Source organism: Kribbella sancticallisti, assembly GCF_039530625.1.
Taxonomy (GTDB): Bacteria; Actinomycetota; Actinomycetes; order Propionibacteriales; family Kribbellaceae; genus Kribbella; species Kribbella sancticallisti.
The window spans coordinates 94156-110535 of record NZ_BAAAOS010000010.1 but is presented as its reverse complement, the minus strand read 5'-3'; the positions used below and the strand labels follow the sequence as shown (position 1 = coordinate 110535).

General features: G+C 69.3%; 18 protein-coding genes. 4 read left to right on the top strand and 14 right to left on the bottom strand.

Going from position 1 to position 16380, the window contains the following annotated elements; all coding sequences use genetic code 11:
* The first annotated feature begins 44 nt into the window (after positions 1 to 44).
* Positions 45 to 791: an IclR family transcriptional regulator gene (locus ABD255_RS06850; protein WP_344210979.1), complete on the top strand. Its 747-nt coding sequence runs from the start codon at positions 45 to 47 to the stop codon at positions 789 to 791.
* A 267-nt stretch (positions 792 to 1058) separates the two neighbouring features.
* Here the strand turns inward: ABD255_RS06850 and ABD255_RS06845 are convergent, their stop codons facing one another.
* From ABD255_RS06845 to ABD255_RS06790, 12 genes are all read right to left on the bottom strand, one after another.
* The gene (locus tag ABD255_RS06845; protein ID WP_344210977.1) at positions 1059 to 2357 is read right to left on the bottom strand and encodes a sugar ABC transporter permease; all 1299 of its coding nucleotides are present in this window, start codon (positions 2355 to 2357) and stop codon (positions 1059 to 1061) included.
* Positions 2354 to 3169, bottom strand: coding sequence for an ATP-binding cassette domain-containing protein (locus tag ABD255_RS06840; RefSeq protein WP_344210975.1), 816 nt, complete (start codon positions 3167 to 3169; stop codon positions 2354 to 2356). The genes ABD255_RS06845 and ABD255_RS06840 overlap by 4 nt, the downstream gene beginning before the upstream one ends.
* 81 nt (positions 3170 to 3250) lie before the next feature.
* Positions 3251 to 4330, bottom strand: a complete 1080-nt coding sequence (locus ABD255_RS06835) for a substrate-binding domain-containing protein (RefSeq protein ID WP_344210973.1) — start codon at positions 4328 to 4330, stop codon at positions 3251 to 3253.
* 102 nt (positions 4331 to 4432) lie between these two features.
* The gene (locus ABD255_RS06830) at positions 4433 to 5623 is read right to left on the bottom strand and encodes an ROK family transcriptional regulator (RefSeq protein WP_344210971.1); all 1191 of its coding nucleotides are present in this window, start codon (positions 5621 to 5623) and stop codon (positions 4433 to 4435) included.
* A gap of 170 nt (positions 5624 to 5793) precedes the next feature.
* Positions 5794 to 6576 carry an adenosylcobinamide-GDP ribazoletransferase gene (locus ABD255_RS06825; protein ID WP_344210969.1) on the bottom strand — a complete coding sequence of 261 codons (783 nt, stop codon included), beginning with the start codon at positions 6574 to 6576 and terminating at the stop codon, positions 5794 to 5796.
* Entirely contained in the window at positions 6573 to 7274 is a 702-nt protein-coding gene (locus ABD255_RS06820; RefSeq protein ID WP_344210967.1) for a bifunctional adenosylcobinamide kinase/adenosylcobinamide-phosphate guanylyltransferase, read from the bottom strand. The genes ABD255_RS06825 and ABD255_RS06820 overlap by 4 nt, the downstream gene beginning before the upstream one ends.
* Positions 7267 to 8079, bottom strand: a complete 813-nt coding sequence (locus ABD255_RS06815) for an ECF transporter S component (RefSeq protein ID WP_344210965.1) — start codon at positions 8077 to 8079, stop codon at positions 7267 to 7269. The genes ABD255_RS06820 and ABD255_RS06815 overlap by 8 nt, the downstream gene beginning before the upstream one ends.
* Positions 8076 to 9686, bottom strand: coding sequence for an ABC transporter ATP-binding protein (locus ABD255_RS06810; protein WP_344210963.1), 1611 nt, complete (start codon positions 9684 to 9686; stop codon positions 8076 to 8078). The genes ABD255_RS06815 and ABD255_RS06810 overlap by 4 nt, the downstream gene beginning before the upstream one ends.
* The gene (locus tag ABD255_RS06805; RefSeq protein WP_344210961.1) at positions 9683 to 10675 is read right to left on the bottom strand and encodes an energy-coupling factor transporter transmembrane protein EcfT; all 993 of its coding nucleotides are present in this window, start codon (positions 10673 to 10675) and stop codon (positions 9683 to 9685) included. The genes ABD255_RS06810 and ABD255_RS06805 overlap by 4 nt, the downstream gene beginning before the upstream one ends.
* Before the next feature lie 105 nt (positions 10676 to 10780).
* Complete coding sequence (locus ABD255_RS06800) at positions 10781 to 11494, bottom strand: SCO2322 family protein (RefSeq protein WP_344210959.1); 714 nt, start codon at positions 11492 to 11494, stop codon at positions 10781 to 10783.
* Between the two features lie 324 nt (positions 11495 to 11818).
* Positions 11819 to 12028, bottom strand: coding sequence for a hypothetical protein (locus tag ABD255_RS06795; RefSeq protein ID WP_344210957.1), 210 nt, complete (start codon positions 12026 to 12028; stop codon positions 11819 to 11821).
* Entirely contained in the window at positions 12025 to 13038 is a 1014-nt protein-coding gene (locus ABD255_RS06790) for an aldo/keto reductase family protein (protein WP_344210956.1), read from the bottom strand. Before ABD255_RS06790 ends, ABD255_RS06795 begins: the two co-directional genes overlap by 4 nt.
* 226 nt (positions 13039 to 13264) lie before the next feature.
* On the opposite strand from ABD255_RS06790, the gene ABD255_RS06785 reads away from it, so the two are divergent.
* On the top strand, positions 13265 to 13603 hold the full coding sequence (locus ABD255_RS06785) for a YciI family protein (RefSeq protein ID WP_344210955.1): 339 nt from the start codon (positions 13265 to 13267) through the stop codon (positions 13601 to 13603).
* Between the two features lie 44 nt (positions 13604 to 13647).
* Here ABD255_RS06785 and ABD255_RS06780 read toward each other — a convergent pair whose 3' ends face one another.
* Together ABD255_RS06780 and ABD255_RS06775 are read right to left on the bottom strand one after the other, a co-directional pair.
* Entirely contained in the window at positions 13648 to 14469 is an 822-nt protein-coding gene (locus tag ABD255_RS06780; protein ID WP_344210953.1) for an inositol monophosphatase family protein, read from the bottom strand.
* Positions 14470 to 14492: 23 nt separating this feature from the next.
* The gene (locus ABD255_RS06775; protein WP_344210951.1) at positions 14493 to 15083 is read right to left on the bottom strand and encodes a DUF3043 domain-containing protein; all 591 of its coding nucleotides are present in this window, start codon (positions 15081 to 15083) and stop codon (positions 14493 to 14495) included.
* A 169-nt stretch (positions 15084 to 15252) separates the two neighbouring features.
* Between ABD255_RS06775 and ABD255_RS06770 the strand changes: the two genes are divergently transcribed.
* Together ABD255_RS06770 and pspAA are read left to right on the top strand one after the other, a co-directional pair.
* The gene (locus tag ABD255_RS06770; protein ID WP_344210949.1) at positions 15253 to 16065 is read left to right on the top strand and encodes a PspA/IM30 family protein; all 813 of its coding nucleotides are present in this window, start codon (positions 15253 to 15255) and stop codon (positions 16063 to 16065) included.
* Positions 16066 to 16341, top strand: a complete 276-nt coding sequence (gene pspAA, locus ABD255_RS06765; protein ID WP_344210947.1) for a PspA-associated protein PspAA — start codon at positions 16066 to 16068, stop codon at positions 16339 to 16341. It begins immediately after the preceding gene.
* Positions 16342 to 16380 lie beyond the last annotated feature (39 nt).

Below are 16380 nucleotides of genomic sequence, written 5' to 3'. Positions count from 1 at the left end.
GTGGGGAGTCGGCGACCGCGGCGCCGGCGCCAGTGTCTGGGACTGTGCAGTCCGTTTCTCGGGCTCTGCGGGCGATGGAGTTCGTGGCGGCCAGCCGGGATGGGGTGACGGCCAAGGAGATCGCGGCGCATCTCGAGTTGGCGTTGCCGTCGGCGTACCACCTCTTGGCGACGTTGACGGAGTCCGGCTACCTGGTGCACCTCGCGCAGAACCACCGGTACGGGCTGGGCTACCGCGTGCGGCTGCTCGAGCAAGGGCTGGAGCGGCAACTCGAAGTACCGCCGTTGATCGCGGCGGCTGTCCGGCGGCTCCACCTGGAGGCCGACGCGGCGGCGTACTACGCGGTCTACCGCGAGGTGGATGTCGTGATCGCGCACGTGGTCGACTCCGAGCGCCGGCCGCGGGTGCAGGTGCTCGACATCGGCTTCCACGAGGCGACGCACGCGACCGCCTTCGGCAAGGTGATGCTGGCCGCGATGACGCCGGAGGACCGAGGCGCCTACCTGGACCGGGTCGGCCTGCTGAAGTGCACCGCGAACACGATGACGGACCGGCCGCAACTGGAGACGCACCTGGAGAAGGTACGGCGTTCCGGGGTGGCGTTGGAGATCGGCGAGTTCCAGGACGGCTTGTCGTGCCTGGCCGCGCCGGTCAGGTCGAGCGCGGGCGCAGTACTGGCGTCGGTGGCGATCTCGCTCCCGTCCGCCGACTTCGCCGCCCGCCGGTGGAACCTGGAACGCGCAGTACGCCGGGGTGCCCTGGTGGCCACCCGCGCGGTCAACTCCCTCTAGACGACAAAGAACGGATCGCCACTCCGGGCGGGGAGTGGCGATCCGTCGTTGGAACGGCGGGCGGCTGCCGATGCAGGGGTCAGGCAACCGCCCACCGGGTCTGAGGGCGGGTCTGCTTATCCCCTGCGTGCTGCGCGGCACTCGGCACGGCACCTCGCCGCACTGGAGCAAAGGCCACGATGGAAAAGCATCGAGGCCTTCACTCCAGCACACCGAGCTACCGCACCGAGCACCTGCTCGCGACTGCAGGGCATAAGCAGACCCGCCCTAGGCGCGGCCGTGGGCCTGTCGGCTGCGGCGGCTGAGGGAGTCGATCGTGACGGCGATCAGCAGCACGCCGGCGGTCACGATGTACCGCACGTTCGAGTCCAGGCTGAGCAGGCTGAGGCCGTTGGAGATCGACACGATGACCAGCGCGCCCAGCAGTGCCGAGTACGCCGAACCGCGGCCGCCGAACAGGCTGGTTCCACCGATCACGGCGGCGGCGATCGCGTTCAGGTTGGTGTCGGCACCACCGCTGCTCTGGTTCACCGCGACCAGCCGGGCCGCGGCGAGCAGACCGCCGACCGCCGCGAAGGTCGAGCAGGCGGCGAACACCGACAGGTAGATCATCCGGACGTTGATACCCGCCCGCCGGGCCGCTTCGACGTTGCCGCCGACCGCCATCACGGACCGGCCCCACCGGGTACGCCGTACCGCGAAGTCGGTGACGACGACCAGCAGGATGAACAGCAGGAACATCGACGGTACGCCGCGGTCGCCGTTCAGCACGATCACCGGGATCAGCAGCACCACGGCCAGCGCGCCGGCCTTCAGGCCGATGACCGAGGTCGGCGCGGCGGACAGGCCGGCCGACGTCCGCTGACCGCGGGCCCGCAACCGGCCGAGGGCGTAGAGCGCGACCGTCACGGCGATCAGCCCGTACGCGATCGCGGGGGACAGGAAGCTCTGCGTCGCGAACTTGACGATCGCCGAGTCGAACGGAAGGTTCAGCGAACCCTGCTTGCCCAGCACCAGCAGTTGCAGGCCGAGGAAGCCGAGCAGACCGGCCAGCGTGATCACGAAGCTCGGCACCCCGAACCGGGTGTAGAGCAGCCCGTAGAGCAAGCCGATCACCGCGCCGGCGGCGATGGCCGCGACCACCGAGAGGGCCAGCGGCCAGCTCTCGTTCACGAAGGTGACGCCGAGAATGGCCGCCGACAGCCCGCTGACCGAGCCGACCGACAGGTCGATCTCGCCCAGCAGCAGGACCAGAACGATGCCGATGGCAATGACCCCGACCGAGGTGGTCTGCAGGGTCAGGTTGACCAGGTTGCGGCTGGACAGGAAGGAGCTGTTGGCGATCTGGAATACCGCCCAGATGATGATCAGGCCGACCACCACCGGGACCGAGCCCAGGTCGCCCGACCGCAGCCGGGAGGTGAACGCGGAGATCGCGCCGCTGACGCCGTGGCTGGCGATCAGGCGCTCGTCCTGCAGGTCGGCCGGCAGCGCGGCGGGGTCCTGCACCACGTCCGGCACGGTGTCTTGGACGGGGACCTTCGATCCGTCGACCGGGGTGGTCATGATGCGGAACCTTCCTCACGGGTCCGGCGCGCCGCGCGCTCGGAGACTGCGTTGTCCGTGGCGCCGGTGATCGCGGCGATGATGTCCTGGGTCTTGGTCTCGCTGACCGTGAAGACCCCGTTGTTCCGGCCCAGCCGCAGTACTGCGACCCGGTCGGCGACCGCCATCACGTCGGCCATGTTGTGACTGATCAGGATCACCGCGAGGCCACGCTCGCGGAGCCGCTCGACCAGGTTGAGCACCTCGGCCGTCTGAGCCACACCCAGGGCGGCGGTGGGCTCGTCCAGCATCACCACCTTGGGCTGGCCGAGCAGGCTGCGGGCGATCGCGACCGTCTGGCGCTGACCACCGGACAGGCTGGCCACCGGGATCCGGACGCTGGGGATCTTGGCCGACAGCTGGCGGAGCAGCTCCCAGGAGGAGCGTTCCATCTCGACCTCGTCGAGCACGTTGCCCTTGCGCAGCTCGCGCCCGAGGTACAGGTTCGCGACCACGTCGAGGTTGTCGCACAGGGCCAGGTCCTGGAACACCGTCGCGATGCCGAGCTGCTGCGCCTCGGCCGGACTGCCGACCCGCACGGGCCGCCCGTCGAACACCATGTCGCCGTCGTCGGCCGTGTAGACCCCGGCGATGGTCTTCACCAGCGTCGACTTGCCGGCGCCGTTGTCACCGACCAGGGCGAGCACTTCACCAGCGCGCACGTCCAGCTCGATGTTCTTCAGCGCCTGGACCGCGCCGAAGCGCTTCGAGACGCCCCGAAGCGCCAGCACCGTACCGGCCATCGCCGGCGCGGGGGTGGGAGTGACAGTCATCGATCAGCCTCCTGAGGCTTGCTGTCCGGTCGACGGTCCGGGTGGGTACGCGGTGCCCACCCGGACCGTCGGGAACCGGGATTACTTGAGGCCGGCGGTCGCGCAGGCGGCCGCGAACGACGCGGTGCAGATGTCGGTCACCTTGTAGATGCCGTCCTTGACGACAGTGTCGTTGATGTTGGCCTTGGTGACCGCGACCGGGTCCAGGATCGTCGAGGGAACGCCGGACTTGTCGGTGGTCGACTCGGGCTTGCCACCGGTCGCCAGCGCCACGGCGCCCTTGGCGGCGGCCTCGGCCTGCGGCTTCACGGCCTTGTAGATGGTCATCGCCTGGTCGCCGGCGACGATCCGCTGGATCGCGGCGAGCTCGGAGTCCTGACCGGTGACCGGCGGGAGCGGCGTCACGCCACCACCCTTGAGGGCGGCGATGGCGCCACCGGCGGTGCCGTCGTTGGCGGCGTAGACGCCGACCAGGCCGGCCTTGATCGCGCTCAGCTGTCCTTCCATCCAGGCCTGGGCCTTGTCCGGGCTCCAGTCCGGGGTGTCGAACTCCGCGGCGACCTTGAAACCGCTGGAGTCGAGCACGCTGTGCGCGCCCTTCTTGAAGTCGGCCGCGTTCGGGTCGGTCGGCGAGCCGTTGATCATGGCGATGTTGCCGGACGTCTTGCCGGCTGCCTTGAGGGTGTCGATCAGGGTCTGGGCCTGCAGCTTGCCGACGGCCTCGTTCTCGAACGAGACGTAGTAGTTCGCGCCCTCGATGAACCGGTCGTAGGCGATGACGGGAACGTTCTGGCCCTTGGCGGAGGCGACGACCGCGGCGGCGGCCTTGCCGTCGACCGGGTCGAGCACGAGCACCTTGGCGCCCTGGGTCAGCGCGGCCTCGGCCTGCTGCTGCTGCTTCGCGGCGTCCTGGTCGGCGTTGCTGTAGATCAGCTCGCAGTCGGCGCACGCGGCCTTGAGGGCCTCGGTGAACAGCGGCCGGTCCAGGGACTCGTACCGGGTCGTCTTCGACTCCGGGAGCAGCAGCGCGATCTTGCCGCCGGCCTTGGCGTCACCGCCGGCCGCGGTGTCGGGTTCGTCCGACCCACAAGCCACGAGGGAAAGGGCAAGGGCCGAGACGGCGATGCCGAGGCCGACAAGACGGGTTGGTGAGACGGACATAGAGCGACTCCTTGACGTGAGGGCCCGAGTAGGCCTGAGCAGAGTCAAAGGCAGATCGGGCTTGACGTCAAGGCTTGAATTCAAGAAATAGACATATCGTTGTTACACGGTTGTCTCCAGCAACCTGGCCGTCCGCGAGTGGCTCAGCACGGACGCCAACTGAATGGCGCCGAGCACATCCGCTTCGTCACCGAGTTCAGCCGGCCGTAACTCCACCGTCGCGGCCGCGCTCGGGATCGCGCAGCGGTCCAGCGCCTCCCGCATCGGGAGCAGGATCAGGTCGCCGGCCTCGGCCATCTTGCCGCCGACAACGATCACCTCGGGGTTGAAGAGATTGACCAGGCCCGCCACCGCGACGCCGACCCGGCGGCCGGCATCCTCGACCACCCGCCGGCAGCCGAGATCGCCGGCCAGTGCCCGGGTGACGACATCCCTGAGCCGGAGCGCCCCGTGCGAGGCCTGCAATGAACTGAGCAACGCGCGGGACCCGACGAAGGTGTCGAGGCAGCCGCGGTTGCCGCAGCGGCAGATCGGACCGTTCTCGTCGATGGTGAGATGGCCGATCTCGCCCGCGGTGCCGGCCGAGCCGCGGAACACCTCGCCACCGAGCACGATGCCCGCGCCCACGCCGTACGAGAACTTGATGTAGCAGCCGTGCTGGACGCCGCGCAGCGCGCCGTTGCGGAGTTCGCCGAGGGCGGCCAGGTTGGCGGTGTTGTCGAGCGCGACCGGGGCGCGCAGATGCCCGGCCATCGCCTCGGCCACGTTGACGCCGCGCCAACCCGGCAGTACCGCGTCCGAACCCGCCTCGCCGCTGACCGAGTCGACCGGAGCGGGCAGGCCGAACCCGATCGCGCCGATGTCCTCGACGCCCGCGCCGACCTGCTCGGCGAGGTCGGCGAGCAGTCGGGCGGCGCGTTCCATCCCGTCGTCGGCGACGTGGTCGGCCTGCAGTGGCATCAGTTGCTGAGCGAGAATCTCGCTGTTCTCGGAGGCGATCGCCACCCGGACGTCGCGTTCACCGAAGGCGACCCCGGCCAGCAGTCCACCGCCCGAAGCCAGCGAGACCAGTACCGCGCGGCGACCGTTGCGGATGCTGCGGGACAGGCCGACCATGCCGGCCTGGTCGAGTTCCTTGACCATGTTGGAGACGGTGGCGGCGGACAACCCGGAGGCGGCAGCGATCTCGACCTGCGTGAGTGGACCGTGCTGCCGGACAACCCCCAAGACACGCTCGCGGTTGGCTTCGCGGAGCGAAGCCTGCGAGCCAGGCGCTGGGCGGGTTGCGTTCATTACATAAAGATAACGGATCGCGGGGCTTTCGCTCCCGAACCGCCGGTACCGATACTGCGAGTGATCGCCATGTGTCCTCACTGTTACGCCCAGTACTGCCCATCCAACCCCCGCGAGAACACTAATGCCCAGGTCGGGACATCCCTTGGTCTCGGGGGACTGGCGTGGCGTCAGGAGGTGAGGGCGAGCGTGATCAGGGCGGCTGGAAGAGCGAGTTCGACGCCGGCGCCGAGGGTGTCGCCGGTGATTCCGCCTAGTGCTGTGGTTGCCCGGTGGGTTAGCGCGCCGGCGACGAGGACTGCGATGAGTACCGCGGCGCCTGCGCCGATCAGATCAGGGCCAGTTGGTTCAGAGGGGCTGGTCAGCCAGGTGAGGGCTATGGCTGAGGCGAGTGCGGCGAGGGTGAGGACATAGGCGGTGAGCGGCCGGACCGTGGAGGCGACCATGGCGCCCAGGCCGTCGGGGCGGGCGGACGGGGTGGTGGTGCGGCAGGACCAGGGGAGGGTAAGGCGGCTGGCGACGGCGCCGATGAGGAGGGCCTGCCAGCCGAAGCCGGCTTGGATGCAGGCGGTCAGGGCGGCGACGTCGATCAGCAGGACGCCGGCGATCGAGGCGACGCCGAACGGGCCGATGTCGCTCCGCTTCATGATCCGCAGCATCGTCTCCCGGTCGCGCCTGCTGCCGAATCCGTCGGCGGTGTCGGCGAGCCCATCCAGATGCAGGGCCCCTGACAATCCCATCAGCACCACGATCCCAAGCACCGCGGAGAGCAACTGGGCCTCAGGCTTCAGTGCGTCGGCCGCGGCCACCACAGCCGCCGCGATCCCGCCCAGCACCAACCCGACCGCCGGTGCCCAAGCCATCGCCCGCCCCGCCACCACGCGATCAACCTTCGAGGGCATCCCGGCAGGCAGCACGGACAACGTTCCGACTGCCAGCCTCAGGCCGTTCACAGGGCGACGGTCCGGCCGGCGGTGCACCACAAGACCGTGTCGGACCGACGGGAAATCGTGGTGTTGACGCGTCCCATCAGGTCACGGAAGAGCCGGGTGCCGGCGTCGGCCGGGACCACCCCCGAGCCGACGTCGTTGCTGACAGCAACGACTAGGCGGGGAGTCGCGGACCAGGCCGCGGCCAACTCCTCGATGCGTTGCTCGACGGCCGTGGAGCGGTTGAGGTCGTCCCAGACCTCGCAGTCGTCCATCGTCCGCGCCAGCCAGAGCGTCAGGCAGTCGATCAGCAGCGGCGGACCCGGCGTCTCCAGCACGGGCACGAGGTCGATGGTCTCCACGAGTCCCCAGGTCGCCGGCCGCCGCTCCTGGTGCCGAGAGATCCGCTCGGCCCACTCGGGATCAGCCGACCCATCTCCACCCGTCGCGACGTACACGGTGTCGGGGTGCTCGGCCATCAGTCGCTCGGCCTCGGTGGACTTCCCGGAACGCGCCCCACCGAGGACCAGAGTGCGCTGGGCAGCCACCGGCGCCGTCCAGGAGACCAGCGACCCGTCAGGCGCCAGTACGTCGTACCGCAGCCCGCGCGGGGTCCGGGTCGTAGTCACCTCGTACCCGGCGACCGCGACGTTGCCGTCGACTCCCAACCGCAGTACTCCGTCAACGACCGCTCCATCCGGTCCGGTGACGAGTTCAGCCATTGACCGACCTCCTCTCCTCGAACACCACCGGTACGTCGAACGCCGCCTTCCGGGCCGTCCGGCGGAACGCGTTGAGGATCGGCCGACCCAGCAGCAGCACCAGTACTGCGCACAGCACCCCGCGGGGGATGTCCCAGCCGAGCGAGGTGGCCACCACGAACAAGAAGTACCTGTGCAGGTTCTCCGCCAACGCGTCGCCCGGGATGAACGAGAAGTCGCTGCCGAAGGTGGCGTACGGCCAGAACCACAGGTTCATCACCAGGCCGTAGAGAATCCCACCGACCAGCGAGTACGCCGCCAGCAGGAGGATCTCCAGCCGGCCGCCCACGCGCGGGAGGAGGCCGGCCAGGCACCCCACCCAGGCGCAGGCGAACATCTGGAACGGCATCCACGGCCCCACCCCGCCACTGACCAGTGCACCGGCCAGCAGCGACAGCGCGCCCAGGACGAACCCGAACCCGGCACCGAAGGCCCGCCCAGCCAGGATCAGCAGGAAGAACTCAGGCTCGAGCCCAGCAGTACCAGGGCCGAGTGCACGCAGTGCGGCACCTACTGCCGCCAACATGCCGAGGAGGGAGATCACCTTGGCGTCGATCCCTGATTCGGACAACTCAGCCAGTACTACGGCGACCAGGAGCGGCAGGAGCAGGACGAACAGCCAGGGCGCGTCCGTGGTGTGTCCGAGCGCTGATTCCCCGCTCTGTGACGTCTGCCAGAGCAGGGGCCAGCCGAAGGCGAAGATGCCGACGACCGACGCGAGCACCAGGGTCGCAGTACTGCGGGGCTTGAGGCGGAGCAGGTTCACGAGGCCCGTTCCAAGGCGGTAGCGACTTCTCCGACGGTCAGGAACGGCAGTGGTGCAAGGATCTTCGCCACCTGCGGAGCGAAGGCGGGAGAGCCGGAGATGACGGTGGCGGTCTCGCCATCGCTGACCAACTCGCCTTCGGCCAGCACCAGCACCCTGGTCGCCACTTCGGCGACCATCTCCACGTCGTGCGTGGACAGCACGACCGCATGCCCGGCCAGAGCCAGTTCCCGCAGGATCTCCACCAGCCGCCGCTTGGCGCCGTAGTCGAGCCCACGGGTGGGTTCGTCGAGCAGCAGCAGCGGGGGAGCGCCACACAGTACGACGGCCAGAGCCAGGCAGAGGCGCTGTCCCTCGGACAAGTCGCGCGGGTGCAGCCGGTCGTCGATATCGGGAGCTAACCGGGTGAGCAGGGCTCGACAGCTACCAGGGGACACCCGGAAGTCGTCATCAGCGCCGGCACACTCGTCAGCCACCGTGGCGGCGTACAGGAGGTCGGCAGGCTCTTGAGGGACCAACCCCACCGCCTTCACCAACCTCGACGGCTTCGTACGCCGCGGGTCGACTCCGGCCGCGGTGGCACTTCCCGAGCGCGGCTGGACGAGTCCGACGAGCGCGTTGAGCAAGGTGGACTTGCCGGCGCCGTTCCGGCCCATCAGGGCGACCACCTCGCCGGACCTGATGCTCAACGACACCCCGCGCAGAGCAGGGATGTTGCCGTAGGCCACGATCAGGTCCTTGCACTGCGCTAGTTCGTGCCCTGCTACGGCAACCGGCCGCAGTGGCGCCAAGCCGGTCAGCCGAGTCCGCAGCGCGACGGCAGCGCGCCGGGCGTCCCGCACTGACAGGGGCAGCGGCGACCAGCCCGCAAGTCGGCCAAGCTCCACCACGGGCGGTGCCACTGGGGCTGTGATCATCTGGTCGACCGGTAGACCTGTGGAGACTGCCGCAGTGCCACCTGGTACCTCGATAACCCTGTCGGCGTACTGGACCACCCGCTCGAGCCGATGCTCAGCCATCACGACAGTGACGCCCAAGTCGTGCACGAGCCGCTGCAGCGCGGCCAGGACCTCTTCAGCAGCCTGGGGATCCAACGCCGACGTGGGCTCGTCCAGAACCAGTACCGCCGGGTGCGAGGTGAGTGCGGCCCCGATAGCGGTCCGCTGCCTCTGCCCACCCGACAGGGACGTCAAAGCCCGATCCCGTACGTCGGCCAGTCCCAGCAGGTCGAGTGTCTCCTCGACCCTGCGGCGCATGACGTCCGGCGGGATGCCGAGTGACTCCATGCTGTAGGCCAGTTCATCCTCGACGGTGTCGGTGACGAAGCCTGACATCGGGTCCTGCCCGACGATGCCGACCACGTCGGCCAGGTCACGCGGGCGGTAGTCCTTGGTGTCCCGGCCGTTGACCAGTACCCGGCCGGCCAGGGTCCCGCCGGTGAAGTGCGGGACCAGGCCGTTGATGGTCCGCAGCAGGGTGGACTTGCCGGAGCCGGTCCGGCCGATCACCAGAGCCAGTTCGCCTTCAGGGATGGTGAAGCTCACGTCGCGCAGCGCGGGCTCGGGGGCGCCGTCGTAGGTCACAGTCACGCGGTCGAACTCGATCATGCGGGCACCAGTTCCCGTCGTCGGGTCAGCGGTGGTGCAGCGATGGCCGGAACCAGTCCGACCAGCAGACCGAGCACCGGGACCCAGGGCACGGGCGGAACCATCAGCGGCCCCGCTAGTACGAGCCCTTCCACGCCACGGGCAGCAGAGATGACCATGACCCCGGCTGCCACCGCACCGGACGCAGTGACGAGCCACTCGGGCAGGGCCCACGGATCCGGCCGGTAGCGCGACCTGGTCACCCGCTGATGGCCGACTGCCATGGCGCCGACCGCGAGCAGCAGACCGACTACCAGAGCTCCGGCCGCGACGGGGAAGGCCATGGCGTCGGTAAGCAAGGAGTAGACGCCTAGAGCAATGCCGAGCAGGCCGAGCAGGACGGAGCCGCCAGTGATGCGCCGCTGCCGACGCGGCACGTGCGCAGTGCGGCCGTAGCCGCGGGAGTCCATGGCGGCGGCCAGCTCGACGGACCTGTCGAGTGCACCCTCGAGGACCGGCATCGCCGTGGTGCGGAACGAGCCGCGCGTTCGCCCGCGCAGGCGGCGTGCAGCCCGGGTCCGCCGGGCATCGGTGACCAGCTGCGGGGCGAAGGTGAGCGCGACCACGCACGCGACGCCCATCTCGTACAGGGCTCCGGGGAGCGACTTGAGGAGGCGGCGTGGGCTGGCCAGGGCGTTGGCCGCGCCTATGCAGCAGAGCATCACTGCCAGCTGGCCGCCGTCGTACAGGGCTGTGAGGACCGCTTCGGCGGTCACTTCGCCGCCGAGCTTCACGCCGTTGGCCCAGTCGGGGAGCGGGATCTCCGGCAGAGTGAACAGCACGAGGTTGCCCTGCGAGCGGGTCGACAGCACCGCTTGCAGGACCACTCGAATAGCGATGACGACCAGACCGAGCTTGAGGAACGCGATGTAGCTGTTGGCCCAGGGAGCATCGCCGCGGCGGGCGGCGACCACGAAGCCCGCCACTACCAGGATGAGGACCAGCAGCACAGGGTTGCGAGTCCTGCTAGCGGCTACTGCGAGTCCTAGGGCCCACAGCCACCAGGCCCCGGGGTGAAGAGCCCGGGGGAGGTTCGGAAGGTCGACAGCGCGCACTTAGGTTCGCTGACCCGTACGGCGACGGCTGAGAACTAGACCGCCACCAGCAAGGAGGAGTACGACGACCGCCGCGATGACGATGCCCGTCCAGGGTGCACCGTCGTCACTCTGCTCTGTTGGTGCAGAGGCGGGGGAAGGCGCGTTGGCCGCGCCGACCGGGGTACCGATCTCCAGCTGTACCGGCTCGTCAGTGGCCGGCACCTGGATGTTCTTGACGGGGTCACCGCAGCCCGTGGCGGGGTAGCCCGCGATGCCGCAGGTGAGGCCCTTCTCGATCCGCACCGGCTTCACCGCCGCCAGGACCTTCGCACCGGTCGCCTTCGGATCGGTCACCACACAGGTCCCGGTGGCGGCGGGAGGAGCCTGGCCGGACACGGAGTCCGCGGGGGTGCCCGAGTCGATCACCACGGCGACCCGCTTCTTGCCGGTCTCGGCCGCTGTCGCGCCGCAGATGGTCTCGAAGTCCCCGGCCGCCCGAGGCAGCCGTGGCTTGGCGCCACCCAGCGCGTACCGCCAGCCCTCGACCGAGCCGTCCGCCGGGACAGTGACGTCCGCGCCCTTCTGGGCGAAGGCCCACTGGCCGTTGGACCACTGGTAGTAGCCCCAGAAGCGGTAGCCGTCCTCTGCCTGTGCAGTGGTGGTGACGGTTCCGGCGAGCAGCAGCCCCGCCAGCAGGCTGAGGACCAGGCGTGCGGTCCGCTTTGCAGTCATCTCATGTCCTCGATCGGGCCGGACCCGGTGGAGGACAGATCTCGCGGCACGCATGCCGGGAGGCCGGGCTCCACCCGCGGACCTCGGCGGGTAGGTGAGCCTGTCTGCCTGTGGCCCAGCGGTCCGGCTCGCCGCGGCGGTACGCGGCCTACGGTTGCGGGTCAGCGCCGGCTTCGGACCGGCTTCCCTGCGCCACAGGAGTGGTTCTCGCCGCAGCTTACCGCTCAGCATCCGGACACAGGCGAGCCCGTACGGCGAACGTGCGGCAGGGCACAGTTCGCCGTACGGGCTCCGAAGCGGTACTGCGGGCCGTACTGCGGGTGGCTACTCCGAGGCGGACAGGCTCATCGGGCCGTAGACCTCGCGGTCGTCCTCGAGCAGGTAGACCTGCTCGACACCCTTCTCCGCGAGCTCGCGCCAGATCTCGCCGAGCCAGCTCTCCGCGTCACCCTGGGCGGAGAACTCCGCGCCGGTCAGCTCTCCCGGATCGGCCGGCTCACCGGCGGCGGTCTCGAACCGCCAGGTCCAGCTCACGAGCCCGGCCGGGTCTGCGGCGAGTTCTGCGCGGTCTTGGCCGGGTCCCGCTCGACGATGCCGCCGAGGGTCTCGTCGATCCGCTTCAGCTGCGCGTCCTCGAGCTTCACACCGGACGCCTTCACGTTCTCGGCGACCTGCTCGGGCCGGGAGGCGCCGGTGATCGCCGAGGACACGTTCGGGTTCTGCAGCACCCAGGCGATCGCGAGCTGGGCCAGGCTCAGCCCGACCTCGTCCGCGATCGGCTTCAGCTCCTGCACCCGGGTCAGCACGTCGTCGGTGAGGAAGCGGCCGATGAAGTTCGCGCCGCCGTTCTCGTCGGTCGCCCGCGAGCCGGCCGGCGGCTGCTCGCCCGGCTTGTACTTCCCGGTCAGCACGCCCTGCGCGATCGGGGAGAACACCACCTGCCCGATCCCGAGCTCCTCCGAGGCCGGCACGACCTCGCCCTCGATCACCCGCCAGAGCATGTTGTACTGCGGCTGGTTGGAGACGAACGGGATCCGCAGCTCACGAGCCAGCCGGTGGCCCTCCTGCAACTGCTCGGCGGTCCACTCCGAGACTCCGATGTAGAGCGCCTTGCCGGACCGGACGACGTCCGCGAACGCCTCCATCGTCTCTTCCAGCGGCGTCTCGGTGTCGAACCGGTGCGCCTGGTACAAGTCCACGTAGTCCGTCTTCAGCCGCTTCAGCGACCCGTTGATCGACTCGTGGATGTGCTTGCGCGACAGCCCGGCGTCGTTCGGTCCACCCGGCCCGGTCGGCCAGTACACCTTGGTGAAGACCTCCACGGATTCCCGCCGCACACCCTCCAGCGCCTCACCCAGGACGACCTCCGCCTTGGTGTTCGCGTAGACGTCAGCGGTGTCGAACGTGGTGATCCCGGCGTCGAGCGCCGCCTTCACACAAGCCTTGGCCTGCTCGTTCTCCACCTGCGACCCGTGCGTGATCCAGTTCCCGTACGAGATCTCACTGACCTTCAACCCACTGTTCCCGAGATACCGAAAGTCCATACCTCGACCCTACTTCCCCCACCTCGCCCACACCCCGCCAACCCGCGTCGCACTCACTCCCAGGTCCTCCGGTACGACGTACACCCGCGCCACAGCCGTCGCAGGCAGGCCGTCAGCACCTCGGCGGATCCGTGAACGATCGGGGATCGGGTGGGGTTCGATGTCGATTTGGAGGCGTGTCGTGCGTATGGGAGATGAGAGGTTGGCTACGAGAGGAGTGGTGGAGATGACGCAGTATCTGCTCGCGGTGCAGTTGGTCGACGGGGAACCGGCGCCGCCGGACGACGGAGGCGCCGTCGACGCGCTGAACCAGGAGATGGTCGACCAGGGCGTCTGGGTCTTCGGCGGCGGGTTGCAGGCGCGGTCGACGCGGAAGGTCGTCCGGGTCGAGGCCGGCGAGGTGCTGGTCACCGACGGCCCGTTCGCGGAGAGCAAGGAGTACATGGCCGGGTTCTGGGTGATCAAGGCACCCGACCTCGAGACCGCGCAAGGTTGGGCGGCCAAGGCCACCAAGGCCTGCCAGGTCCCGATCGAGGTCTCGCCCTTCGACCCGGCCGACGGGTGACCCGGCCGATGGGTGGGCCGGCCGACGGGTGACCCGGCCGTCGATCAGTGGTTGCGCGCGATGAGGTCCAGCAGTTTCGCGTGCGTGGCTGCGTCGGCAGCGGCGACGAGGCCCGGCCCGGTGAGCACGGGTCGGCCGCGGAGATCGGTGACGACGCAGCCGGCCGCTTGGCAGAGCATGATGCCGGCGGTGAAGTGGACGCTGTCGCGCAGTGTCCCGTTGGCCACGTACGCCGCGCGCCGCCCGGCCATGACCCACGCGAGGGTGAGCGTGGTGGACGAGACCCGGGGCGCGAACATGTCCCGGAACTCCTGGTCGGCCAGCAGAGCGGTGGGGTGGAACCGCGCGGTCGGCAGCGCATCCACGTCGATGTCGACGATCCGGGAGATCGCCGACGGTTCGGCGGGTGAGTTGGCGCCGTCGCGCTGTACGAAGGCTTTGGTCCCGTCGGTCCAGAAGACCTCGCCGCTGAGTGGATCGGCGACCGCGGCAACCGCCGGCCCGTCTGCTGACTGCAAGGCGACGTTGACGCAGAACAGCGGAGTCTGAGCCGCGAAGTTGAGCGTCCCGCAGAGCGGATCCACCAGCCACGTCCGCCCAGCCGGCCCGTTCGAGCCGCCGGCGCCGTACTCCTCGCCGACGATCGCGTCCTCCGGCCGGGCCCGGCGGATCAGCTCGACGATCGCCTGCTCTGCCTCCAGATCGGCATCCGTGGCGAAGTCGGTCGGCGACTTGGCATACCGCCCCACCGCCGTCCCGTACTTCGCCCGCACCACCGCCGCCCCCGCCGAAGCCGCCGCGACCGCCACCTCGACATCCGAGCCGGCCCCGCCAGACACTTCGGGCACGCCGGAAACAGCAGGCATGCCGGACGCCTCAGACACCCTGACTACGCGGGCTTCTCGCCGCGGGCGACCATCGGCTTGGGCAGCCGCCAGCGGCGCATCTGCATCGTCCGGCGAACGGCGTAGAAGCCGATCCCCTTGGCCGACTCGTTCGGGAACTTCTTCGCGACGGCCCGCTTGAGACCGCCGGTGAGGATGAACCAGTCGAACGCGATCGCCACGATCATCACCAGGAACAAGATGTTGACCAGGCCGGGCAGCCAGGTGAACGCGGCCGAGAAGACGACGCCGAGCAGCGAGATCACCAGCAGCACCGGCAGCGCGAACTCCATCACCGACCAGCGCGCGTCGACGTAGTCCCGGGCGAACCGCCGGACCGGCCCCTTGTCGGCGGCCGGCAGGTACCGGTCGTCGCCGGTCTTCAGGGCGTCCTGCATCTTGGCCCGCTCGATCCGGACCTTCTCCCGCCGGTAGGCAGACGCTTCCTTACGGTTACGCGGCTTCTTCAGGGCCGCCTTCCGGGCCGCCTCGGCATCACGCCGGGTCGGGGTCGGACGTCCCTTGCCTCCGGGCTTCGGCTCGGGGGCCGTGGGCGCGGTTTGTTTCGATGTCTCAGACTTGGTACGACGGAACACGGAGACTGAACCTCATTCGGGAACTGGCGGCGCCGGCCTCGGGGTGGTCCCCGGACCTTTCGACCACTTTATCCGGGCCGGTCCCGATAGTGTGGTGACCCATGGCGACATAGGGTGGTTGACACGCACGCCGGGTCCACTCTCCGGCACAGAAGGGGTACGGATATCGATGAGCATCTTCAGGCGGATGTCGACGATCTTCAAGGCCAAGGCCAACACGGCCCTGGACAAGGCCGAAGATCCTCGCGAAACCCTTGACTACTCGTATCAGAAGCAGCTCGAACTGCTGCAGAAGGTACGCCGCGGCGTGGCTGACGTGGCCACCAGCCGGAAGCGGGTGGAGCTGCAGGCTTCCCAGCTGCAGGCGCAGTCGCAGAAGCTGCAGGACCAGGCACAGAAGGCGCTCTCGATGGGCCGGGAGGACCTCGCCCGCGAGGCCCTGACCCGCAAGTCCGGGCTGCAGGGTCAGATCGACGACCTCACCACCCAGCACGCCCAGCTCCAGGGCGAGGAGGAGAAGCTCACCCTCGCGTCGCAGCGGCTGCAGGCGAAGGTCGAGTCCTTCCGCACCAAGAAGGAGACGATCAAGGCCACCTACACGGCGGCCGAGGCGCAGACCCGGATCAACGAGGCCTTCTCCGGCATCTCCGAGGAGATGAGCGACGTCGGCCTGGCCGTGCAGCGCGCCGAGGACAAGACCCAGCAGATGCAGGCCCGTGCCGGTGCGATCGACGAACTGCTCGCCTCGGGCGCGCTCGACGACGCCAGCGGCAGCAGCAAGGACAGCATCACCCTCGAGCTGGAGCGGATGTCGACGGGGTCGGACGTCGAGTCCGAGCTCGCCGCGCTGAAGGCGCAGTTGGCTCCGGCCGAGGCGCCCAAGCAGATCGCCCAGGACGCACCCGGTGGTGCGGCCCAGCCCCAGCAGCCAGTTCAGCAGCCCGCACAGCAGCCGGCTCGACCGCAGGACGGAGACGCGTAGATGATCGTCCGGATCATGGGCGAAGGTCAGTGGGTTCTGGCCGACGACAAGATCGACCAGCTCAACGCGGTGGACACCGACCTGGAGAAGGCGGTCTCGGCCAACGACGAGGACGGCTTCCGTACTGCGTTCGCCGCGCTGCTGGACTTCGTCCGCAACGGCGAGCGGGTGCCGGACGACGTGCTGCACGACTCCGACGCGATCCTGCCGCCCGGCGACAGCACGCTGGCCGAGATGCGTGAACTGATCAGCGGAGACGGCCTGATCGCCGGCTGATCACTTTCTGTAGTTGTTACCGACCTCCGGACCCGCTTG